23 protein-coding genes are annotated in these 20,539 nt (G+C 56.5%); 11 read left to right on the forward strand and 12 right to left on the reverse strand.

Annotated elements, in window-relative coordinates; all coding sequences use genetic code 11:
• Window positions 1-18 precede the first annotated feature (18 nt).
• The 3 genes from AC2FIP_RS01060 to AC2FIP_RS01070 are packed head-to-tail and all read left to right on the forward strand — an operon-like array spanning window position 19 to window position 1,479.
• Window positions 19-792, forward strand: coding sequence for a heme ABC transporter permease (locus tag AC2FIP_RS01060; protein ID WP_142633092.1), 774 nt, complete (start codon window positions 19-21; stop codon window positions 790-792).
• The gene (gene ccmD / locus AC2FIP_RS01065; RefSeq protein ID WP_185956600.1) at window positions 789-947 is read left to right on the forward strand and encodes a heme exporter protein CcmD; all 159 of its coding nucleotides are present in this window, start codon (window positions 789-791) and stop codon (window positions 945-947) included. The genes AC2FIP_RS01060 and ccmD overlap by 4 nt, the downstream gene beginning before the upstream one ends.
• Window positions 940-1,479 carry a DsbE family thiol:disulfide interchange protein gene (locus AC2FIP_RS01070; RefSeq protein ID WP_496784871.1) on the forward strand — a complete coding sequence of 180 codons (540 nt, stop codon included), beginning with the start codon at window positions 940-942 and terminating at the stop codon, window positions 1,477-1,479. The genes ccmD and AC2FIP_RS01070 overlap by 8 nt, the downstream gene beginning before the upstream one ends.
• 199 nt (window positions 1,480-1,678) lie before the next feature.
• On the opposite strand, the gene acnA is transcribed toward AC2FIP_RS01070, so the two are convergent.
• The gene (gene acnA / locus AC2FIP_RS01075; RefSeq protein ID WP_281971900.1) at window positions 1,679-4,369 is read right to left on the reverse strand and encodes an aconitate hydratase AcnA; all 2,691 of its coding nucleotides are present in this window, start codon (window positions 4,367-4,369) and stop codon (window positions 1,679-1,681) included.
• 227 nt (window positions 4,370-4,596) lie between these two features.
• Between acnA and AC2FIP_RS01080 the strand changes: the two genes are divergently transcribed.
• Window positions 4,597-5,298: a DUF1223 domain-containing protein gene (locus tag AC2FIP_RS01080; RefSeq protein ID WP_496784873.1), complete on the forward strand. Its 702-nt coding sequence runs from the start codon at window positions 4,597-4,599 to the stop codon at window positions 5,296-5,298.
• Here AC2FIP_RS01080 and AC2FIP_RS01085 read toward each other — a convergent pair whose 3' ends face one another.
• From AC2FIP_RS01085 to purB, 4 genes are all read right to left on the reverse strand, one after another.
• Window positions 5,299-6,222, reverse strand: a complete 924-nt coding sequence (locus AC2FIP_RS01085) for a lysophospholipid acyltransferase family protein (RefSeq protein WP_142633100.1) — start codon at window positions 6,220-6,222, stop codon at window positions 5,299-5,301.
• A gap of 106 nt (window positions 6,223-6,328) precedes the next feature.
• Complete coding sequence (locus AC2FIP_RS01090; RefSeq protein ID WP_496784874.1) at window positions 6,329-7,420, reverse strand: flagellar motor switch protein FliG; 1,092 nt, start codon at window positions 7,418-7,420, stop codon at window positions 6,329-6,331.
• 69 nt (window positions 7,421-7,489) lie between these two features.
• Window positions 7,490-8,035 carry a tetratricopeptide repeat protein gene (locus AC2FIP_RS01095; protein ID WP_281971903.1) on the reverse strand — a complete coding sequence of 182 codons (546 nt, stop codon included), beginning with the start codon at window positions 8,033-8,035 and terminating at the stop codon, window positions 7,490-7,492.
• A gap of 182 nt (window positions 8,036-8,217) precedes the next feature.
• Window positions 8,218-9,522 (reverse strand): adenylosuccinate lyase, encoded by a 1,305-nt coding sequence (purB, locus tag AC2FIP_RS01100; protein WP_281994445.1) that lies wholly within the window; start codon window positions 9,520-9,522, stop codon window positions 8,218-8,220.
• An 89-nt stretch (window positions 9,523-9,611) separates the two neighbouring features.
• Between purB and AC2FIP_RS01105 the strand changes: the two genes are divergently transcribed.
• From AC2FIP_RS01105 to AC2FIP_RS01125, 5 genes are all read left to right on the forward strand, one after another.
• A complete protein-coding gene (locus tag AC2FIP_RS01105; protein WP_281994446.1) occupies window positions 9,612-9,944 on the forward strand; it encodes a hypothetical protein in 333 nt (110 codons plus the stop codon).
• Window positions 9,941-10,363 carry a DUF6314 family protein gene (locus AC2FIP_RS01110; RefSeq protein ID WP_496695857.1) on the forward strand — a complete coding sequence of 141 codons (423 nt, stop codon included), beginning with the start codon at window positions 9,941-9,943 and terminating at the stop codon, window positions 10,361-10,363. The genes AC2FIP_RS01105 and AC2FIP_RS01110 overlap by 4 nt, the downstream gene beginning before the upstream one ends.
• Window positions 10,364-10,438: 75 nt before the next feature.
• Complete coding sequence (locus AC2FIP_RS01115; protein ID WP_142633110.1) at window positions 10,439-11,026, forward strand: biotin transporter BioY; 588 nt, start codon at window positions 10,439-10,441, stop codon at window positions 11,024-11,026.
• Between the two features lie 136 nt (window positions 11,027-11,162).
• Window positions 11,163-11,720 (forward strand): hypothetical protein, encoded by a 558-nt coding sequence (locus AC2FIP_RS01120; RefSeq protein WP_496688467.1) that lies wholly within the window; start codon window positions 11,163-11,165, stop codon window positions 11,718-11,720.
• Between the two features lie 10 nt (window positions 11,721-11,730).
• Window positions 11,731-12,069: a hypothetical protein gene (locus AC2FIP_RS01125; RefSeq protein WP_271947672.1), complete on the forward strand. Its 339-nt coding sequence runs from the start codon at window positions 11,731-11,733 to the stop codon at window positions 12,067-12,069.
• 6 nt (window positions 12,070-12,075) lie between these two features.
• Here the strand turns inward: AC2FIP_RS01125 and AC2FIP_RS01130 are convergent, their stop codons facing one another.
• Complete coding sequence (locus AC2FIP_RS01130; RefSeq protein ID WP_496784875.1) at window positions 12,076-13,290, reverse strand: bifunctional alpha/beta hydrolase/OsmC family protein; 1,215 nt, start codon at window positions 13,288-13,290, stop codon at window positions 12,076-12,078.
• A gap of 232 nt (window positions 13,291-13,522) precedes the next feature.
• On the opposite strand from AC2FIP_RS01130, the gene AC2FIP_RS01135 reads away from it, so the two are divergent.
• Window positions 13,523-13,705 (forward strand): hypothetical protein, encoded by a 183-nt coding sequence (locus AC2FIP_RS01135; protein ID WP_142633116.1) that lies wholly within the window; start codon window positions 13,523-13,525, stop codon window positions 13,703-13,705.
• Window positions 13,706-13,709: 4 nt separating this feature from the next.
• On the opposite strand, the gene dddP is transcribed toward AC2FIP_RS01135, so the two are convergent.
• Window positions 13,710-15,053 carry a dimethylsulfonioproprionate lyase DddP gene (dddP, locus tag AC2FIP_RS01140; RefSeq protein WP_496784877.1) on the reverse strand — a complete coding sequence of 448 codons (1,344 nt, stop codon included), beginning with the start codon at window positions 15,051-15,053 and terminating at the stop codon, window positions 13,710-13,712.
• A 122-nt stretch (window positions 15,054-15,175) separates the two neighbouring features.
• Here dddP and AC2FIP_RS01145 point away from each other — a divergent pair, with 122 nt between their 5' ends.
• Window positions 15,176-15,919: a heme-dependent oxidative N-demethylase family protein gene (locus tag AC2FIP_RS01145; protein WP_496784878.1), complete on the forward strand. Its 744-nt coding sequence runs from the start codon at window positions 15,176-15,178 to the stop codon at window positions 15,917-15,919.
• Between the two features lie 37 nt (window positions 15,920-15,956).
• On the opposite strand, the gene AC2FIP_RS01150 is transcribed toward AC2FIP_RS01145, so the two are convergent.
• From AC2FIP_RS01150 to AC2FIP_RS01170, 5 genes are all read right to left on the reverse strand, one after another.
• A complete protein-coding gene (locus tag AC2FIP_RS01150; protein ID WP_246097123.1) occupies window positions 15,957-16,871 on the reverse strand; it encodes a hypothetical protein in 915 nt (304 codons plus the stop codon).
• Between the two features lie 197 nt (window positions 16,872-17,068).
• Complete coding sequence (locus tag AC2FIP_RS01155) at window positions 17,069-17,857, reverse strand: lytic murein transglycosylase (RefSeq protein ID WP_496784879.1); 789 nt, start codon at window positions 17,855-17,857, stop codon at window positions 17,069-17,071.
• Between the two features lie 65 nt (window positions 17,858-17,922).
• Window positions 17,923-18,567 carry an MSMEG_1061 family FMN-dependent PPOX-type flavoprotein gene (locus tag AC2FIP_RS01160; protein ID WP_496784880.1) on the reverse strand — a complete coding sequence of 215 codons (645 nt, stop codon included), beginning with the start codon at window positions 18,565-18,567 and terminating at the stop codon, window positions 17,923-17,925.
• 105 nt (window positions 18,568-18,672) lie between these two features.
• Complete coding sequence (gene glnA, locus AC2FIP_RS01165; RefSeq protein WP_142633127.1) at window positions 18,673-20,079, reverse strand: type I glutamate--ammonia ligase; 1,407 nt, start codon at window positions 20,077-20,079, stop codon at window positions 18,673-18,675.
• Between the two features lie 35 nt (window positions 20,080-20,114).
• Window positions 20,115-20,453 (reverse strand): P-II family nitrogen regulator, encoded by a 339-nt coding sequence (locus AC2FIP_RS01170; RefSeq protein WP_142633129.1) that lies wholly within the window; start codon window positions 20,451-20,453, stop codon window positions 20,115-20,117.
• Window positions 20,454-20,539 lie beyond the last annotated feature (86 nt).

The raw sequence follows: 20,539 nt of genomic DNA on the forward strand, positions 1-20,539 counted from the left end.
TCGGACTAGATAAGGCCCATGTCTATCGCAGCCAAAGCCAATACCCTCTGGGAATATGCCAATCCGCGCAAGTTTCTTGCCACCAGTGAACGGGTGATGCCGTTCTTCTGGGGCGCGGCTTTGGTTTGCATCGTCATTGGTCTGGTGTGGGGATTTTTCTTCACACCCGATGATTACAAGCAGGGATCGACCGTCAAGATCATTTACCTGCATGTGCCCGCCGCGCTGATGGCGATTAACTGCTGGCTTATGATGCTGGCGACCTCTCTGGTTTGGCTGGTTCGCCGTCATCATGTCAGTGCGCTGGCTGCGCGCGCGGCCGCACCTGTGGGCATCGTGATGACATTGATTGCGTTGGCAACCGGGGCGATTTGGGGGCAGCCCATGTGGGGCACCTGGTGGGCCTGGGATCCACGTCTGACCTCATTCCTGATCCTGTTCCTCTTCTATTTGGGCTATGTCGCCTTGTGGGAGGCGATCGAAGACCCTGATACGGCTGCCGATCTGACCTCGATCCTGTGTCTGGTGGGGTCGGTCTTTGCTATCCTCAGCCGTTATGCGGTGAATTTCTGGAATCAGGGGCTGCATCAGGGCGCTTCTGTCCTGCGGGCTGGTGCTGTGACTGGAGCGGATACTGAAGAGAAGGTCAGCAATATCTATTTCTATCCTCTGCTGCTCTGCATTGTCGGGTTCGTGTTGTTGTTCATCGCCTTGGTACTTTACCGCACGGGTACTGAAATTCGCACGCGTCGGACCAAGACTCTGCTGGCGCGGGAAAGGGCAAACGGATGATCCCTGATCTTGGAAAATATGCCGATACGGTGCTCTGGTCCTATGTAGTTTCCATCGGGCTTTTGCTGGCACTGGTTCTGGTCAGCGTGATGCGGGGCCGCAAGAGCCAGGCTGAACTGGAAAAAGTTGAACAGAGGATAAAGCGCAATGGCTAAGATCTCGCCCCTGATGATTGCGCCTCCGTTGATATTTGGTGCCTTTGCTGTACTTGCCGGTATTGGCATGTTCCGTGATGACCCAAACGCTTTGCCCTCGGCCCGCGAGGGCCAAACCGCGCCACCGGTTGTATTAACAGGTTTTGCAGGCAAGCCACAATTTGACGACGCAACGTTGCGCGATGGACAGATCAAGCTTGTGAATTATTGGGCCAGTTGGTGCGCGCCCTGCCGGGTAGAGCACCCGAACCTGCAGGCCCTGTCGGATGAAGGCATTCCTGTCTACGGTATCAATTATAAGGACAAGCTGGAAAATGCCCAGGCATTCCTGAACGAACTTGGTGATCCCTATACGGGTATCGGCCGGGATGAACAGGGACGCATGGCGCTGGACTGGGGCGTTTACGGCGTACCGGAAACCTATGTAGTCGACGGCGACGGAACCATTATCCTGCGCTTTGCTGGGCCGATTACCCAGCGCGTCATCGAAGGAACTATTCGGCCCGCTTTGGAAAAGGCTAAGGCCGATTAACGCGGCCGGGTGAGGGAAGAAACACCAGTCTTCTGAATGATCTGGTCACAATCATCCATCTTGGTGCTGTCACCGTAGCCCCTCTGGTTGGGCAGAAACAAGTGGGAGGTCGGTGAAAAAGCCAGGCACAGCATCCTGGCGCAAATGGAACGTAAAAAGGGCGCCCGACCGGGCGCCCTTTTTAGTTTGCTCAGAGATCTTAGTCGGCCTTGGCCAGGTTCCGCAGCACGTAATGCAGCACGCCACCGTTTTCGATATATTCGATTTCGGGCGCGGTATCGATGCGGCACTTAAGGGTTATGGTTTTCTCAGAACCGTCACCGTAGGTGATGGTGCAGGGCACCTCTTGCAGCGGCTGGATCGTATCCAGACCGTGGATCGAGACGGTTTCATCACCCTTCAAGCCCAGCGTCTTGCGCGAGTCGCCACCGGTGAATTCGAACGGTACAACGCCCATGCCAACCAGGTTCGAGCGGTGGATACGCTCAAAGCTTTCGGCGATCACCGCTTTGACACCCAGCAGAGCCGTGCCTTTGGCCGCCCAGTCGCGCGACGATCCCGCACCGTACTGCTCACCACCGAAGACAACCAGCGGCGTGCCCTGTTCCTGATAGGCCATCGACGCGTCATAGATTGAAGTCTGCTCGCCATCGGGGCCTTTGGTGTAACCACCTTCGACGCTGTCCAGCATCTCGTTCTTGATGCGGATATTGGCAAAGGTGCCGCGCATCATGACCTCGTGGTTGCCACGGCGCGACCCGTAAGAGTTGAACTCGCGCGGTTGCACCTGACGGTCGGTTAGATACTTGCCAGCCGGTGTTGTCGTGGCAAACGAGCCTGCAGGCGAGATATGGTCAGTGGTGACCATATCGCCCAGAATGGCCAGAACCTTAGCGTCTTCGATGTTCGAAATTGTGCCCGGCTCGGTCCCCATGCCCTGGAAGTAGGGCGGGTTCTGGATATAGGTCGAGGTCGGTGGCCAGTCATAGGTTTCGGCATCGGTGGTATCGACCGCTTGCCATTTCTCGTCGCCTTTGAAGACGTCTGCATATTTCGACAGGAACGCCTCACGGGTGACCGTCTGTTCGACCAATTCCGCAACTTCTTGCTGGGTTGGCCAGATGTCTTTCATGAAGACATCGTTGCCGTCCTTGTCCTGACCAATCGGCTCGGACGTCAGGTCGATATCCATCGTACCGGCCAGCGCATAGACCACGACCAGCGGCGGTGAGGCCAGATAGTTGGCGCGGACGTCCGGGCTGATACGGCCTTCGAAGTTGCGGTTGCCCGACAGGACAGACGTGGCGACCAGATCGCCTTCGGCAATCGCCTCAGACAGCTCTTTCTGGATCGGACCCGAGTTGCCGATACAGGTCGTGCAGCCATACCCAACAAGGTTAAACCCGATCTTATCCAGATCTTCCTGCAGGCCAGCGGCCTCAAGATAGGCAGATACAACCTGCGATCCCGGTGCCAGCGAGGTCTTGACCCAGGGCTGACGGTTCAGGCCCAAGGCCGCGGCTTTGCGGGCCACCAGACCAGCGCCGATCATCACATATGGGTTCGAGGTGTTGGTGCAGGAGGTGATCGATGCGATCACAACTTTACCGGATTCTAGGGTATAGTCTTCGCCTTTGACGGCGACTTCCTTGCCCATGGGTCGCTTGAACGTCTCGGCCATTTCCCTGGTGAACGCCGCCTTGGCACCGGTCAGAGCAACATAATCCTGGGGGCGCTTCGGGCCCGAGATCGCGGGAACGATGGTGCGCATGTCCAGCGACAGGGTGTCGGTGTAGATCGGCGCGTAATCTGCGTCGCGCCAGAAGCCGTTTTCCTTGGCATAGGCTTCGACCAGCGCGATGCGATCTTCGTCACGGCCGGTGTTACGCAGATAGCGCAGCGTTTCACCGTCAATCGGGAAGAAACCACACGTCGCGCCATATTCCGGGGCCATGTTGGCGATGGTTGCCCGGTCGGCCAGCGGCAGACGGTCCAGACCTTCGCCGAAAAATTCGACGAATTTGCCCACAACACCCTTTGCGCGCAGCATTTCGACGACCTTCAGAACCAGATCGGTGCCGGTGGTGCCTTCAACCAGATCTCCGGTCAGCTCAAAGCCGACAACCTCGGGGATCAGCATCGAGATCGGCTGACCCAGCATAGCGGCTTCGGCCTCGATCCCGCCGACGCCCCAGCCCAGAACGGCCATACCGTTGACCATGGTGGTGTGACTGTCGGTGCCGACCAGCGTGTCGGGATAGGCAACCTCGTTGCCATCCTGATCCGTGTCGGTCCAAACGGTCTGCGCCAGATATTCCAGGTTCACCTGGTGACAGATCCCGGTTCCGGGGGGCACAACGCGGAAGTTGTTGAAGGCACCCTGACCCCATTTCAGGAACTGATACCGTTCCATGTTGCGTTCGTATTCGCGGTCAACGTTCATCTGGAACGCGCGCGGGTTGCCGAATTCGTCAATCATGACCGAGTGGTCGATGACCAGATCAACGGGGTTCAACGGGTTGATCTTCTGCGCGTCGCCGCCCAGAGCCTTGATACCATCGCGCATGGCGGCCAGATCGACCACCGCCGGAACGCCGGTGAAATCCTGCATCAACACGCGGGCAGGGCGATAGGCGATCTCGCGGGGGTTCTTGCCACCTTTGGCGCCCCATTCGGCAAACGCCTTGATGTCGTCGACCGAGACGGAAAATCCGTCATCTTCGAACCGCAACATGTTTTCCAACACCACCTTCAGGGCGGCGGGCAGTTTCGAGAAATCACCCAGGCCGGCCTCTTGCGCGGCGGGGATCGAGTAATACGAGATGGACTTGCCATTCACGCTCAGGCTGCGGCGTGTCTTGGCGGTATCCTGTCCGACTTTGATGGGCATCTGTGGCCTCCCTCTCAAATGACGTGGAATATGGGATTCGCTGAGGGCTATCTGCATCACCCAAGCGCGCGGTTCAAGGTCCAACAGACCAGGTGCGGCAATTTTTGTATACCATTGCACACATTTTTGCGAAAACCTTGTGTCACCAGTCTCAAGAAACCTTGATTGGTGCTTGATCAGCGTTCCGTCTAAACCAGTAATGCACCCCATGAAACCCGAGAGCAAACATGTTCAAATCTGCAACCGCAACCGCGTTGGCATCCCTGTTCCTGGCTACTTCGGCCATTGCAGAAAGCGGACCCGTAGTGGTGGAGCTGTTCACCTCGCAGGGATGTTCGTCCTGCCCCCCGGCTGACCGGATCATGCACGATCTGGCCAATCGGGATGACGTCATCGGGTTGGCGCTGCATGTGGATTATTGGGACTATATCGGATGGGAGGATGAATATGCCGACCCCACCCATACTGAGCGTCAGCGCAGCTATGCCGGAAATTCCGGGCGTACGGTGATCTATACGCCTCAGATGGTAGTGAATGGTCAGCAGGATATTGTAGGGGCAGATACGGCAAAGCTGGATTACCTGATCGGCGGCCATTCCAAGGCCGCTCCGCTGGCGTCGGTTTCGGCCTCGCGTACAGGAGATAACGTAACTGTCGACGTTTCCTCGATCAGTTTGCCACCGGATCAGGTCTATGACATCCGAGTGGTGCAATACACGCCAATGCGCCATGCCTCGATCCGGCGCGGAGAGTTGGCCGGACAAGAACTGGATTATGCCAATGTGGTCGAGGCCTGGACAGTCGCCGGGCAATGGGACGGGACAGCGCCTAAGACCTATAAGGTATCTTTGACGTCAGGTTTACCGGCCGTTGTGTTGGTGCAAGGGGTTGGCCATGGGCCGATTATTGCGGCAGCACGCGTTCGCTGATCAGGGCATGTCTTTGGCTTGGACGCCTAGCCCGTTCCAGGTTTTCCAGCGACGATGAATCCAGAACCACTGACCCATATGCTGTCGGACAACCGCCTCGAGGTCATCATTGGTGAACTGGGTCATCGTCTTTGGATCCGTATGTGGGACCGGTTCGTGCAGGATGATTTCGAAATCAACCCCATTGGGCTGACGCACTGCATAGCACGGAATCAGGACGGCTTTGTATTTCATGGCCAGTTCAGCATTCAAAACCGACGTCACGGCCGGTTTGCCGAAAAAAGTCAGCTCTTCCCCGCCATGTGCGTGCAGGTCTGACACAATAGCGATGATCCCGCCTTTTTTGAGTGTCCGCACCATTTCGACCATCCCGCGACGGCCTTGTTCGAACATCGGGGCGCCGGTTTTGTAGAACGCATCGACATACATGTCGTTGAAGTAGGGGTTCGCCATTCGACGGTAGAGGCAGCCAATAGGCTGACCGCTGCGTTCTTGAAGGGCGATACGCGCGGCCAGGTAATGGCCGAAATGCGCAGTGATCATCATCACTGGTCGCCCTTCTGCCAAGGCGGAATCAAAGGCAGCAAGGCCCGTACCCGTGACTTTGGCAAAGCGTTGGCGTTCTGTGAAATCCTCGGGCGAGAAGTGCTCCATGATCGCGCGCCCGGCGTTGTCAGGAACGGCCTTGCAGATGCGTTTCACTTCGGATTCAGTCAGGTCCGGGCAGGTGAGTTTCAGATTGCTGCGTACTCTTTTCGAGAACCCGACCAACGGCGCAAGGTTTCTCGCTATGGCGCCCATTGTGGCAATGCGTGTCTCATAGGGCAGCAACCGTAACGCTTTGATAACGCCTTTCAGGAACATGCCGGATACATAGTATTTGCCAAGCTCGGACCTGCTTAGTTCAGACTTTTCAACGGGCATCAGAAGGTCTCGGCGTCTGTTGTGAATTGCCGGGTCAGACATACAAGCCGATCGCGGTAACCACAAGCTTTCTGCTCGGCCAGAAATTTAGGCGCGCTTTCTCTCTTTATTCGTCGCCGTCATCATCCCGGAGCGTGATGGTTCCCTCATCGACAAGTGTCCGGATGGCGCCAATGATCTGGGTCATCGCCTCCTCTGCATCGGGTTGTTTGATTTTTCCGATCTCATCCATTTCTTCGCGCAGGTTTTCGGCCATACGCGACGACATGTTGGACAACAGGTAGTCAACCGATGCCCTGTCTCCTTCCGTTTCTGCACCGGCGAGCGCTTTAACCAGGACAGGTTGTTCCACACCGCGTAGAATGGCCGGTACATCACGGGGCAGAATGCGGGACGGGATATGGGCGAAGGTGAAAATGGATTGGCGAACTATGGTGGCAAAATCGGCGTCTTCTTCTTCTAATGCGCTCAGCAGGCCGTCCCGGGTCGAGGCAGCGGACTGATTCAGTATCGCGCCAACGCGGGCACCCGGTCCGTCGGCAAACGCTGTGGCAGGGCGCTGATCCATCTGAGCCGCCAGCGACCACCCGATCCGCTCGACGGCCTCTGGGCTGACATTTGCAGTTTTCGAAACCGCATAGGTAATACGCCGAGCAACTGGGCCGGGAAGGTGCCCTAGCAGTTGCGCAGCTTTGGAGATTTCAAGTTTCGATAGCATCACGGCCGCAATCTCGGTGCTTTCGGCCTGCGCCATTTCGGCCAGATCTTCTATAGGGATCTCTCGCAATCGCTGCCAAGGATCTCCGATCTGGCGTATCCCGGCCACTTTACGCAAACGCGCCGCAGTGGCCGGGGCGATTTTGTCGTTCACCACATCCAAAGCGCCCGCCAGACCATGTGGAAAGGACAGGCCAACACTGTCCAGCGCATCTGCAAATTCACCGGCAACAGCGTCCAAGGTAACCCGGTCGACAAGGCCCATTTTGCCCAGTTGGTGGGTTAGCTTTTCCTGTAAATCGTCGGGGAGCTCTTCCAGCGGAATGTCCGCCCCATCATTCAGCAAGAGACGCACAACCACCGCCGCCTTTTGTCGGCTGCTGAGGCTGCGGGCCACCAAGCGAAGGTCGTCATCGTTTTCTTTAGCCAGCTGGGCAGAAGCCCCCGGGGCCACCTGTACCAATGTGTTTGTGTTCTGCATCTGCCTGCGGTGCCAAAGTTCCTGTTCCACAGGCAGATTACAGAGAGTCGGGTAAAGAAAGGCTGAAGCTTAGTAGTTGTAGGTCAGTCCGGTGCGGATTGCCTCGCGCAGGGAAACCTCTGCCCAGGTTCCTTCGCCACCACGCGCCTTGATTTCACGCCACTGGGCAATCGCCAGATCGGTTTTGCCCTCGGCAACAAAGCCTTGCGCCATATAGGAACGTGCCAGGATATTGTCGGGATTTGCGTTAATTGCACCTTCATAGAACAGGTTCGCCAGTTCCAGCTTGCCCATCTTCCGATAGGTAAATCCCCAATAGGTCAAGACGCGATCGTCATTCTGGTCCATCACGCGCAGCACGCCTTGGGCGTTTTTGAACTGCCCGTCATAGGCCAGTTCACGCACGGCGTGGTACAGCTGATCCTGAGTGAAATTGGTGTTGCTGGGCTTTACGCATTTGCCCGCGGCCTCATCATAGACCCGTCCGAACAGACATTTCTTGGTGGTGTTTGTTGTTTTTGGCGGCGTCGATCCCCCGCCGCCACCTGCGGCATGAACCATGGGGGCAAATGTAAGGGCCTGAATTGCAATAACCGAAGCTAGGATGAGGCGCATAATTGGTCTCCGTTCGTAGGGCTGCTCAGAATAAGCATAGCGCGTTCTATACAAAAGCTAACAACTGATCGCGCGAATTTATTCACAAGTTAGAAAGCGGGAATGATCCTGCCGTGATCAAGCAAAGAAAAACCCGCACAAAAATTTTGTGCGGGTCAGTATTGCAGAGTCTTTACGAAATTTTACTCGCCAAACACCCGGGCAAAGATCGTATCGACATGTTTGGTGTGATAGCCGAGATCGAATTTCTCTTCGATCTCCTCCTTGCTCAACGCGGCGGTCACGTCAGTATCCGCCAGAAGTTCTTCTTTGAAGTCTGTGCGGTGTTCCCAGACCTTCAACGCATTGCGTTGAACCATAGCATAAGCCTCTTCCCGGCTGACCCCTGCCTGCGTCAGCGCCAGCAGAACCCGCTGGCTCATCACTAGACCGGGGAACTTGTTCATGTTCTCCATCATGTTCTCGGGGAAGATCAGCATTTTGTCGATCACGCCCGTCAGTCGAGCCAGAGCAAAATCCAGTGTGATCGTGGCGTCCGGCCCAATCATGCGTTCCACCGAGGAGTGTGAGATGTCGCGTTCGTGCCAGAGCGCCACATTCTCCATCGCCGGGATCACCGCCGCGCGCACCATGCGCGCCAGCCCGGTCAGGTTCTCGGTCAGTACAGGGTTCTTCTTGTGCGGCATCGCCGACGACCCTTTCTGCCCCATCGAGAAGAACTCGGCCCCCTCAAGAACCTCGGTCCGCTGCATGTGACGGATTTCAATGGCAACGTTTTCTATGCTGCTGGCGATCACGCCCAACGTGGCAAAGAACGCGGCATGGCGGTCGCGAGGGATGACCTGCGTACTGATCGGTTCGGGCACCAGTCCCAGCTTGTCGCAGACATGCTCTTCGACCTGAGGGTCGATATTGGCAAAGGTGCCGACCGCGCCGCTGATCGCACCTGTTGCAATCTCGGCCCGTGCGTCGCGCATGCGGGACAGGTTGCGATCCATCTCGGCATAGAAGCGCGCGAATGTCAGGCCCATTGTGGTGGGCTCGGCGTGGATGCCGTGGCTGCGGCCGATGCGGACAGTGTCCTTATGTTCGATCGCGCGGCGTTTCAGAGCGGCCAGCAAACCTTCGAGGTCGGCGATCAAGATGTCGGCAGCGCGGGTCAGCTGAACGTTGAAACAGGTATCCAGCACGTCCGAGCTGGTCATGCCCTGATGCACGAAACGCGCCTCATCACTGCCGACATGCTCGGCCAAATGGGTCAGAAAAGCTATGACATCGTGTTTGGTGACGGCCTCAATCTCATCAATGCGGGCCACATCGAATTCCACATCCTTGGCCTTCCACACGGCCTCGGCGTTTTCACGCGGGATTACGCCCAGATCTGCCATGGCGTCACAGGCATGGGCCTCGATCTCGTACCAGATGCGGAACTTCGTCTCGGGCGACCAGATGGCGACCATGTCGGGGCGGGAATAACGTGGAATCATTGGCAGCGGCACCTTTTTATGATTTGGCAGAGGTCGTTGCGGCGCGGTTTAAACCCAGCCGCCCTACGGAACAAGGCGCGAGTGCGGTGATGAGACGGTTTGCCCTGATTTTATCCCTTTGGCCTGGTGTTGCGGCAGCGACAGAGTTCTGGCCGCTGACGGGTGATGAAATTGCCGAGGCCTTGTCGGGCAAAAAACTAACTTATGGCGACGGCATCTGGCAAACATTCGACCAAAGCGGGGTGACCCATTATTTTTCGGGCCGTCCCAGCACCGGAAAGTGGGCCGTGCAGGGCGATCAGTATTGCTCGGTTTGGCCGCCTTCGGATATCTGGGCGTGTTATGATGTTCTGCAAAGCGGTGTCATCATTCGATTTATTGACGGCGCAGGCGAGATCACAGACGGGTATTATCCCGAATGACCTTTCCAAACGAACTGACCGACTTCGAAGGAGGCTGGAGCCTGTCACGCACCATTCGGGATGCGCGGGCCGGGCAGGTGGTTTTGGCCGATGGCTCTGCGCGATTCATCAGGTCCAAAGACGGTCTGATCTATGACGAGACGGTAACTCTGCGCATTCCGGGCCAGCCCGAAATGATGGGAACGCGCCGCTACCTGTGGCACGACAAGGGCGAAAGCGTTGCGGTGCATTTTGATGACGGGCGCTATTTTCACACGCTCAGGCTGGGTGTGACGCAGGCTGCGGACCATCATAATTGCTCGCCAGACAGCTATGACGCAGTCTATGATTTCTCGGGCTGGCCCTGCTGGAGGGTCCGTTGGACCGTGTCCGGCCCCCGGAAATCATACGAAATGAATACGGAATACATGCTGCGGTAGCGTAATCATCTTGCAGATGCGGCGCTGACAGGGCATTCCTGTTGCAGAATCTCGGTCCGTTTAGGGAGAAACAACATGAATGCGAACGTATTGGCCAATGCATTTGGCCCACGTGAAGGGACGGCGCTGCGCGTCAAACAGGTGGTTTTGGTTGCTTTGGGCATCGTTGCCTTGGCCGTCGCCGCCAAGATCAAAGTGCCGATGTGGCCGGTTCCAATCACCATGGGTACATTTGCGGTTCTGACCATCGGCACCGCCTATGGCGCACGGCTGGGTCTGGTAACCATGATGGGCTATCTGCTGATCGGCGCGCTGGGCTTTGACGTGTTCGCGGGCTCTTCGGCTGAAAAATTCGGCCTTACTTACATGATGGGTGGCACAGGCGGCTACCTAGTCGGATATGTGCTGGCAACCCTGATGCTGGGTACGCTGGCCGCGCGCGGCTGGGACCGTTCGGTCGTGAAAATGGCGCTGGCGCTGGTACTGGCCAACGTTCTGATCTATGTCCCCGGCCTGCTGTGGCTGGGCCAGCTCTATGGCTGGGACCAGCCGATCCTGGCATGGGGCCTGACACCATTCCTGGTGGGTGATGCGATCAAGCTCGCGCTGGCCGCGCTGCTGATCCCCGGCCTGTGGAAGCTGGTGGGCGACGCCCGCACCTAAACCACAGTCAACCTAGTTGACATGAACCGCGCCCGGAGCGATCCCGGCGCGGTTTTTTGTTGCGCTAACAAGAGGCTGGACAAAACCGGTCGACACAGTTCAAGCTGTAGCAATAGAAACAACAGGTTATTCAGATATGCCTAATCTATTGAGGGCTGTAACCCTTTCCTGCGCGGTTGTTTGCGCCGGGGCAGGGAGTGCAAAAGCCGAAACACCGATCACCTATACTGATGAAGGGCGCGCCTTGTTCAGCTTTGCGGTACCAGATTTTTGGTCGGTTCGTACTGGCGGCCCGCGTGAGGTCGATGACACCGAGCTGAACGATCCCCGCGCGGTTGCCCGGGTCATGGGGATCAAACCGGTAACGGATGACAGCGTATGGATTGGATTTGTCTCGCCATCTGGTGTGTCATCCATCGACGGTGGCCTGCGATACCTTCAGGATATCGACAAGTTTCTAGTCAAAGATCCGATCGTTTCGGAAACAGTCGCAACCCAGATCGGAGGTCTGCCAGCGCGGGTTATCCGCGGTACCGGTACCCGTGATCGGCGGGGGATAAATTTCACGGCCACAGTGATTGACTTGCCGCGTGATCGCGTGGCTGTCGCAGTGGCCGTATTAAGAGACGGCGCCGATCCTGGCTATGTGGACGACCTGAATGCCGTATTCGCGTCATTCCGGTCGCTTCAGTGAGGAGGTTTGGATGACTCGTAAGCTGATGAAACGGTCGATCGCCGCGCTGGTATTCGGTTTGACCAGTATCACCTTGTCTGCCTGCGACGGCGTGACGGTTGGTGTGGGATACGGATATGATCCGTTCTATGACTCGATGCTTTGGAACGACTATTATCACGACGTTGATGTGGACATTGATGTAAATCGTCCACCGCAGGGTAAGCCTCCGGTCAAACCCAAACCTCCGGTCACCAAGCCCCCGGCGCGCCCACGCCCCCCTGTCGCCAAGCCGCCGGCACGTCCACCGGTTGCCCGGCCACCAGTTGCCCGGCCGCCTATTCACCGCCCGTCACCGCGGCGGCGCTGATGCGGATCACGACAGCAATTCCGTCGTGATTTTCGCTGTTCCTTCAAGTGTCCTGTGAACAGGGCACTTGTCGGCGATTTCAAGCAGACGTGCCCGCTGATCCTGATCCAAGGCGCCCTCGAGCCGGATTTTGCGGCGGAACAGATCGACCTTGTTGTCAGTGATCAGACCCGCATCCTGTGCGTGGACTTTGTTATGGCAAACATCGACAGTGATGCCTGTTAGTGGCCAGCCCTTGCGCCGCGCATACATCCGGATTGTCATCGAAGTACAGGCTCCAAGACCCGATGACACAAAGCCATAGGGCGACATACCGCGGTCGGTGCCTCCATATGAGGCCGGTTCGTCTGCTACAACATGATGCTTGGGGCCGGACTGAATGTCTTGCTGGAATCCGTTGGGATCGGCCTCAGTCACCCGCACTACGCCTTCGGGCGCACCCGGTGGTGGGGCAGGCGGGCGCAGCACCACATAGCGCGTAACCCAAGCCGCTATTACATCTGCAGCATATTCCGCATCCGCCGCGCGTGTAATCAGGTGATCAGCGTCGTCCAGCGTCACGAAGCTTTTGGGATGTTTGGCTGCCAGAAAGATCGCGCTTGCATTGTCGATACTAACCGTTTCGTCGCGTGGCGCATGAAGTATCAGCAGCGCGGCCTTCAAATCCGCAATCGCAGGGGTTAGCGCGGATTGGGCGATATCTTCGACGAACGCTTTGCCAATACGGAACGGGCGACCACCCAAAGTGACCTCGGCCGATCCCTCTTGTTGGATTTCCGACAGTGCGGCGTCGAAATGGTGCGAGACATGCCCTGGATCGGCAGGCGCGCCCAGCGTAACAACGGCCTTAACACTCGAAATACCAGCTCGGGCGCGCAGAACCGCTGCCCCTCCGAGAGAATGCCCGATCAGCAGAGACGGGGACATGTTCCGTCCAGCCAGATACCGTGAGGCGGCGATCAGATCCTCAACATTCGAGGTGAAGGTGGTGTTTGCAAATTCGCCGTCTGAATGACCCAAGCCTGTGAAATCAAACCGTAACACCGCGATACCCATCGCTGCCAGACGGGCTGCGATCCTGCGCGCGGCCGGGATATCTTTTGAACAGGTAAAGCAATGGGCAAACAATGCCGTAGCAAGGACAGGCCCGTCCGGCAGGTCGAGGCGTGCAGCCAGTTGGTGGCCGTCGTGACCGGCAAAGGTGATGCGTTCGGTGGGCATGGCAGTTCCTTACGTCATGAGGTGCCTCAATATTGTGGCCGCCAGCGAGGGGTCTCAACCCCTATGTAAGAAGCGTCACGGGAAGGTGAGACTGGGTCAGGGGCCGGCGGAGTTCTGGTGCGATAGATTGCATCAATTTTTGTGATGCATTACCAATCAAACATTCACTTTAATAAAGCGAACGCCACCCTCATCTTGAGCCTGTCGAACACAACCAGCCACGGAGGCAACAATGGTACATCTCACTTCTCAGCCACATGGCACAAATCTTCGCGTAGATTTACTGATCGCTATCGCCGTAACTGCGGTCATCAGTTTTGCCGCGGGTCAGAACTGGACACAGCCGACATCTTTTGCCAGCACCGAAATCGAGGACTGGCATGGGAACGTCAAACGATCAAACTGGCCGAACTGACGGATCAGGCGAAACCCATAAGCCGTGGATCAAAGGGATAGGTGGACAGGTTTTCATACCCATCCTCAGTGATCAGAACCTGATCTTCGAGTTTGATTGAGAAATCTCCACCTACCTCGCCAACCGCAGCTTCGACGCATAGAACCATGCCCGGTTCCAGCGGATAATCATAAGCGCCGGCGACGGCCTTGTCCGGATAGGCGACCAGAGGCCACTCGTCACACAGGCCAACGCCGTGCATCAGGCAGCCGTATTTCTGGTCCTGAAACTTGCTATCCAACCTATGGCTGTTGGCGGTCAGTTCGGGGATCATAACGCCGGGTTTCAGCATCTCCATATTTGTCATGATATGCTCATGCGCGTGCTGCATGGCATAGACCATATCCGGGCGGGGTTTCTCGTCCCCGATCCACCAAGTGCGCGAGATATCGATGCAGATGCCGTAAGACCCGATCAAATCGGTATCGAAGGCGATGATTTCATTCTTTTGCGTGATCCGGGGACCACATTCCTGAAACCACGGGTTGGTGCGTTGGCCCGAGGCCAGCAGGCGGGTTTCGATCCATTCCCCGCCGCGCCGGATGTTTTCGGCATGCAGAATGGCCCAGATGTCGTCTTCCGAGGTTCTTCCGTCTCCGACATTAGCGCGGGCAAATGCCTCCATCTCGGCCACCGCGGTCTCGCAGGCGTGGTTGGCACATCGCATCGCCAGAATTTCGTCCGGGCCTTTCACGGCGCGGGACTTTTCAGTGACTTCCTCGCCTTCCATGATCTCGAACCCCTGGGCCTCAAGGGCGCGCAAACCGTGCAGCATGATCTTGTCCACAGCCAGCCGCTTGTTGCCGCCGCCATGCGCATCAATCAGCGCCCGCACTTCGTTCGAGAGCACATCCGCCGCAACATCGACCTTGTCGCCGCGATCGAAATAGAACAGGTCGGCGCCCGACCGCTGTTCCTTCACTAACGGGTTGAACTTGCTTAGAAAAGGTGAGTTTTTATAGTCCCAGATCACCATATACCCGTCGGCACATAACAGCACTGCGCGGAAGGGGTTATGCGTGTTCCAGAGCTGCATGTTGGTGCTGTCTGTGGCGTATCGAATGTTCAGAGGATCAAACATCAACAAGCCACCATAGCCACGATCAACGATGGCCTTGGTCAGACGTTTCCACCTATACTCACGCATCCTCTCAAGGTTCGGCAAGGACAGGCCGGCGGCTTCCCATTCGGCGAAGGCCAGCTGTGTGGGACCGATCTCGATCCGGTCCAAATCATTGGGAGTGCCGTCCCCAAGCGCTGTGCCTTTGGTGGGGTCGATCTTGCGGATATCTCTATGGTGACGGTTCATAGTAGCCCTCCCTGCCTGTCTATCGAGCGTGAAGAAGCATTCTTTCAGCGTCTTGATAATTTGCGACCGCCATCCGTCGCTTTTTGACCGACAAGTCGAAGTGCCGATGTTAGGTCGGGCTCATGACGACCATTTTGCAGACCTCTACTCCCTATGATCCTTTGAAACCCCGCTCGCTGCCGGGTATTCAGCCCGCCAGTATGGAAACTTGGTTGCATCAGGACGAAGCGTTCGCGGCCCAGATGGAATATCGGGAAGCGTTGCTGAAAGAGCGTCACGCTGATGTTCTTGCGCTGGCGCCCGAAGCCGAACCCGCCGCACAAGAAGTCTTGGACCTGGTGTTGCAATATGCGTATCCCGGATGCTCAGACCTCGTCACGAGAGCCGATGGGCAGAAGGTCCAGATTGATCGGCAGGCCCCAATGGAAACCCTTTGCAGACTGGTGCAGGAGGATATCTGTATCTTGCAAAAGCAAGGGGACGAACATGTTTTGACTGGCGCGGTTTTGTGTTTTCCAGCCAGTTGGCGACTGTCAGAAAAATTCATGCGTCCCCTGATCGACATCCATGTACCGGTCAACAGCTACGACGAAAGCATCGCGCGCCGTGTCCAGCGGTTGTTTGATGGAATTCAGCCCGATAAGCCGCTCTGGCGGTTTAATGCGCTGTGGTATGAGGATGCCGATCTGCATCAGCCTCGAAGCGCAACAGAACCGCGCCAGGTCAGTTCACCCGGAGCCGCACGCTATTTACGCAGCGAGAGGCAAACATTGTTGCGGCTGCCGAAAACGCGGGCTGTGGTTTTTTCGATCCACACCTATGTTCTTGAGGCTGGAAGCCTTCGCCAAAAAGAAAACCCCACCTGACGGCGGGGCTTCTTAGGAGGGTCTTATTGGAATTAGTCTACATGCCTAAAGCAGTTGCCACACCGGCAAAGGCACCGCTGGTGCTGAGCGCTGATATTGCAACCGAATAGGCAAGTACCTGAGTATTCAGGCGGAAATCTTCACCTCGGATCAGGTTGACGGCAGCCATCGAGGCCGCGATCGGGACCGACACGCTGGCCACGGCACCCGTAAGTCCCCAACTGGTAAGTCGCAGGATATCATTGGGTTTCTCGTGGTCGAGGGGGGGAGTGTCGGTCCGATCATCCGGTTTCTGCTCGATCGGTTCTGTCCGAAAAGCAATGCTAAGCAACTGCTCGTCTGACAGCTGGATTGGCCGCGCATGTGAGGTCTGCGTTTTGTTTCTTGGCTCATCCAGATCTTCTGTCTCCGTTAATTCAAGACCTGCAAACGGCCCGGAAACGGATTCGAAAATTTGTTTTCTGTCCCGCTGTTTAACGGGCGCCAGAGTGTCAAAAGCACTCATGAATTGTTCCATGGTCAGGACTGTATTCGGAGACAGCCATTCCACGCGCTGAGTCGCACAGATATCGACCATGCGATACAGGATCACAACAAGCATAAGCTCCGAGATCTCGCTGTCGTCCAGCAAGGCGGAAACAGGGGTAATTGTGACCGTCAACCGGTTTTCGGGCAGGGTCACCCGGGGTTTCGAGACGGTTCTCAGGCCGGCCGCACGGTCCCGCCGTTCAAACCGATCTTCTGTTTCAGCCAGTTGGGTATCCAGCGTAAGGCGCACGAGGTACTGACTTGAGACGATGCTCGCCTCGGTCGTGTTCAAGATCGTTTTGCGCTCAACAAGATGGCCGTAATCTTCCAGGGTCGCCGCCACGATGGCACCAAACCGCTCGATCGCGCCATTGGTCTTGCCTGTGAACTGCAGGCCGCCGTGATAGCTGTGCTTCGGAGTCACTGCGCATTCCTTTGTGCATTCCGTCAGATGACTCAAATTATCAACAGATAAGGGAAAGAATTGGGCGGAAATGGAAAAAAATGAGAAATCGGCAAGATTGATTACGCATTGGAAACCTAGGCATTTTAAGGGCTATTTAGCGTCTGTGGCGACAATGTGTCTGAATTGCGGTCGCCCTACATGACAGACCGACACAATCATCCGTCGATTCGAGCAGCCATGATTGCGATGGATTCTTGGTACACCGTCGCGGCATTCCACTGTTGAATGACCGCAAAATTCGTTTGGCCCGGTTGATATCCGCGTCCGGGCTTCCAGCCCTTTTTACGCAGGAAATTAGCGGTCGAGGCCAGCGCATCGGTCATATTGTAGAAATCGACCTGACCGTCACCCGTGGCATCCACACCGTATTCCAGGGCATTGCCCGGCAGAAACTGTGTATGTCCCAGCTCACCATGCTTGGCACCAACAGTGTTGGTCGTAATGCTGCCTTGATCGACCAGCTTCAGTGCTCCGATAGCGTGAGGGACAAAGAACTCGGATCGGCGACAATCATAGGCCAAAGTGGTTATTGCTGACACAACCTGGCTGTCACCCATGAAATTTCCAAATCCTGTTTCCATTCCGTGAATAGCGATCAGAACGCCCGCTGGCACCCCATACTGGCGCTCGAGCGTCGCATAGAACTGAGGGTTCCTGGCTTTGCGCTTACGGCCCTGCGCTACGATGGTATCCGCGCCGCGGATCTGCATGAATTTGTCCAGCGAGTATTTAAAACTCTTCTGGTTTCGGTCCGCGGCAATGGTTCGGGTGGCGTATTGGCTTTGGCTCAGCGCCTGCAATCCCTTCTTTTTTACTCCCGCGCGCTGGGCCTGCTTCGCGAAATCCCGCTTCCAGGTCTCAAATCCATTTCCGGTGTTGCCACAGGGAGCCGCTGCCGCAAAGCCAGGTAGAGAAATTGCCAAAATAAGAGCAAGCCGAAGCATCTTGTAATCCGATCCAATGAAATGACAGGGGCAGCCTAGGCAGGGAAGCCGCACACGAAAAGGGGTTAATAAAGGTCGAGTTCCCCGGTGCCCTTCAGGCTATCAAACCATTCATCCGGCGTTTTGTCGATTTTGGCGTGCTTGACCATCATGGCGTTCATATTGGGAAGCCCTGATGAATCTGGCCAGTTTTCAGGTTGCCACATATCCGACCGTATGACGCATTTAGGGCAATGTGCAAAAGCGGTCTCGATATGAATCATAAGGGCTAGCTTAGGCGCGCGATTATTCACTGCCATACTGTTCAGCAAGTCCGGGTCAATACATATGCGCGCGGTTCCTCGGATGCGCAAAGTCTCCAACTTGCCAGGCACTAGGAAGATCACACTAACACGCGGGTCCTGTATTATATTGTGAAACGTGTCAGTCCGCTTGTTGCCTGGGCGGTCGGGAATGGCGATCAGAGTGTCTGAGATCACCCGAACAAACCCTTCGGGATCCCCACGAGGAGAGATATCCAGATAACCACCCGGATTGGCCGAAGCTATCAGGCAGAAGGTCGACGTGGCGATAAAGTCGCGACACATGCCGTCCAGCGCGGCTTGTTCCTTGGCGATGATCTGGGGAAGGGGCGCGCCGGTGATGCGTTCCAGTTCCTCTTTCGAAGTGACGAAATCCGAGAACGGGGCGAATGCGGTTTCGGCTGACATGCGATCTCTCCTAACCGGGGTAATGGCAAGTGTGAAAGATCGGGCCAAACGAAACAAGGGGCGCCTGATGGACGCCCCTATAGAATTTTCGTCGAAAATGCTGGATTAGCAGCTGTAATACATGCCGTATTCAACCGGATGCGGCGTGTGTTCGTAGGTTTCGACTTCGTCCATCTTCAGTGCGATGTAGCCGTCGATCTGGTCTTTAGTGAACACGTCGCCCTGCAGCAGGAAGTCGTGATCCGATGCCAGGGCTTCCAGAGCTTCACGCAGTGAACCGCAAACCGTCGGGATATCGGCCAGCTCTTCGGCCGGCAGATCGTACAGGTTCTTGTCCATGGCTTCGCCCGGATCGATCTTGTTCTTGATGCCGTCCAGACCAGCCATCAGCAGCGCGGCAAACGCCAGGTAGGGGTTTGCGGCCGGATCAGGGAAGCGGGCTTCGACGCGCTTGGCTTTCGGGCTTTCGGTCCATGGAATACGGACACAACCCGAACGGTTACGAGCCGAGTAAGCACGCAGGACGGGGGCTTCAAATCCGGGGATCAGTCGCTTGTAGCTGTTGGTCGCCGGGTTGGTGAAGGCATTCAATGTCTTGGCGTGCTTCAGGATACCACCGATGAAGAACAGTGCCTCGTCCGACAGATCAGCATACTTGTCGCCAGCAAACAGAGGCTTGCCGTCCTTCCAGATCGACATGTTCACATGCATGCCGGTACCGTTGTCGCCTGCGATTGGCTTCGGCATGAAGGTCGCCGATTTGCCGTATGCATGCGCCACGTTGTGGATGATGTATTTGAACTTCTGCAGCTCATCTGCCTGTTTGGTCAGGCTGTCAAAGATCAGGCCAAGCTCGTGCTGGCACGACGCAACCTCGTGGTGATGCTTGTCGACCTTCATGCCCAGACGCTTCATGGTCGACAGCATTTCCGAACGCAGATCCTGGGCTTCGTCGATCGGGTTGACCGGGAAGTAACCGCCCTTAACGCCCGGGCGGTGGCCCATGTTGCCCATCTCGTATTCGGTGTCGGTGTTCCAGGACGCATCAGTTGCATCAACTTCGTAGGATACTTTGTTGATGCTGTTGGAAAAACGCACATCGTCGAACAGGAAGAATTCTGCCTCTGGGCCCATATAGGCCACGTCGCCGATACCGGTTGCTTTCAAGTAGGCTTCGGCTTTCTGGGCGGTGCCGCGCGGGTCACGCTCATAAGCTTCACCGGTGTCGGGCTCGACAACTGAGCAATGCACGCAGATGGTTTTCTCTGCGTAGAACGGATCGACATAGGCGCTGTTGGTATCGACCATCAGTTTCATGTCCGAGGCTTCGATGGACTTCCAGCCAGCGATGGAAGAGCCATCGAACATGAAGCCTTCTTCGAGGAAGTCTTCATCTACCTGATCGGCCACCAGGGTGACGTGCTGCAGTTTGCCGCGCGGGTCAGTGAAGCGGACGTCGACATATTCGGCGCCTTCGTCCTTGATTAGCTGAAGAACTGCGTCCTTGCTCATTCTCTTGATTCCTCTGAATTGAAGATTTGGTCTTGTTACAGTGCGTCCGAACCGGTTTCGCCGGTACGGATGCGAATTGCTTGTTCGACGGGTGAGACAAAGATCTTGCCGTCGCCGATCTTGTCGGTTTTGGCGGCGGAAACGATGGCTTCGATGGCGGCATCGACCAGATCGTCGTCCAGCACAACCTCGACCTTCACCTTGGGCAGAAAGTCGACCACATATTCCGCGCCGCGATAAAGTTCAGTGTGACCTTTCTGACGGCCAAACCCCTTGACCTCGATCACGCTGAGGCCCTGGACTCCGACGTCCTGCAGCGCCTCTTTCACTTCGTCCAGTTTGAACGGCTTGATGATCGCTTCGATCTTCTTCATACCGGGCTCCCTTTAACTCTTGTCAGGATGGCACTGACCACGTCTAAGATCGGGCGGCAATGTGAATGAGAAAATGGCGATGCCGG

Source organism: Ruegeria sp. CDSB114, assembly GCF_059611025.1.

Coding starts and splice junctions, on each gene's coding strand:
- AC2FIP_RS01060 (WP_142633092.1), top strand. CDS start 19: ATGTCTATCGCAGCCAAAGCCAATACCCTCTGGGAATATGCCAATCCG.
- ccmD (WP_185956600.1), top strand. CDS start 789: ATGATCCCTGATCTTGGAAAATATGCCGATACGGTGCTCTGGTCCTAT.
- AC2FIP_RS01070 (WP_496784871.1), top strand. CDS start 940: ATGGCTAAGATCTCGCCCCTGATGATTGCGCCTCCGTTGATATTTGGT.
- acnA (WP_281971900.1), bottom strand. CDS start 4,369: ATGCCCATCAAAGTCGGACAGGATACCGCCAAGACACGCCGCAGCCTG.
- AC2FIP_RS01080 (WP_496784873.1), top strand. CDS start 4,597: ATGTTCAAATCTGCAACCGCAACCGCGTTGGCATCCCTGTTCCTGGCT.
- AC2FIP_RS01085 (WP_142633100.1), bottom strand. CDS start 6,222: ATGCCCGTTGAAAAGTCTGAACTAAGCAGGTCCGAGCTTGGCAAATAC.
- AC2FIP_RS01090 (WP_496784874.1), bottom strand. CDS start 7,420: ATGCAGAACACAAACACATTGGTACAGGTGGCCCCGGGGGCTTCTGCC.
- AC2FIP_RS01095 (WP_281971903.1), bottom strand. CDS start 8,035: ATGCGCCTCATCCTAGCTTCGGTTATTGCAATTCAGGCCCTTACATTT.
- purB (WP_281994445.1), bottom strand. CDS start 9,522: ATGATTCCACGTTATTCCCGCCCCGACATGGTCGCCATCTGGTCGCCC.
- AC2FIP_RS01105 (WP_281994446.1), top strand. CDS start 9,612: ATGAGACGGTTTGCCCTGATTTTATCCCTTTGGCCTGGTGTTGCGGCA.
- AC2FIP_RS01110 (WP_496695857.1), top strand. CDS start 9,941: ATGACCTTTCCAAACGAACTGACCGACTTCGAAGGAGGCTGGAGCCTG.
- AC2FIP_RS01115 (WP_142633110.1), top strand. CDS start 10,439: ATGAATGCGAACGTATTGGCCAATGCATTTGGCCCACGTGAAGGGACG.
- AC2FIP_RS01120 (WP_496688467.1), top strand. CDS start 11,163: ATGCCTAATCTATTGAGGGCTGTAACCCTTTCCTGCGCGGTTGTTTGC.
- AC2FIP_RS01125 (WP_271947672.1), top strand. CDS start 11,731: ATGACTCGTAAGCTGATGAAACGGTCGATCGCCGCGCTGGTATTCGGT.
- AC2FIP_RS01130 (WP_496784875.1), bottom strand. CDS start 13,290: ATGCCCACCGAACGCATCACCTTTGCCGGTCACGACGGCCACCAACTG.
- AC2FIP_RS01135 (WP_142633116.1), top strand. CDS start 13,523: ATGGTACATCTCACTTCTCAGCCACATGGCACAAATCTTCGCGTAGAT.
- dddP (WP_496784877.1), bottom strand. CDS start 15,053: ATGAACCGTCACCATAGAGATATCCGCAAGATCGACCCCACCAAAGGC.
- AC2FIP_RS01145 (WP_496784878.1), top strand. CDS start 15,176: ATGACGACCATTTTGCAGACCTCTACTCCCTATGATCCTTTGAAACCC.
- AC2FIP_RS01155 (WP_496784879.1), bottom strand. CDS start 17,857: ATGCTTCGGCTTGCTCTTATTTTGGCAATTTCTCTACCTGGCTTTGCG.
- AC2FIP_RS01160 (WP_496784880.1), bottom strand. CDS start 18,567: ATGTCAGCCGAAACCGCATTCGCCCCGTTCTCGGATTTCGTCACTTCG.
- glnA (WP_142633127.1), bottom strand. CDS start 20,079: ATGAGCAAGGACGCAGTTCTTCAGCTAATCAAGGACGAAGGCGCCGAA.
- AC2FIP_RS01170 (WP_142633129.1), bottom strand. CDS start 20,453: ATGAAGAAGATCGAAGCGATCATCAAGCCGTTCAAACTGGACGAAGTG.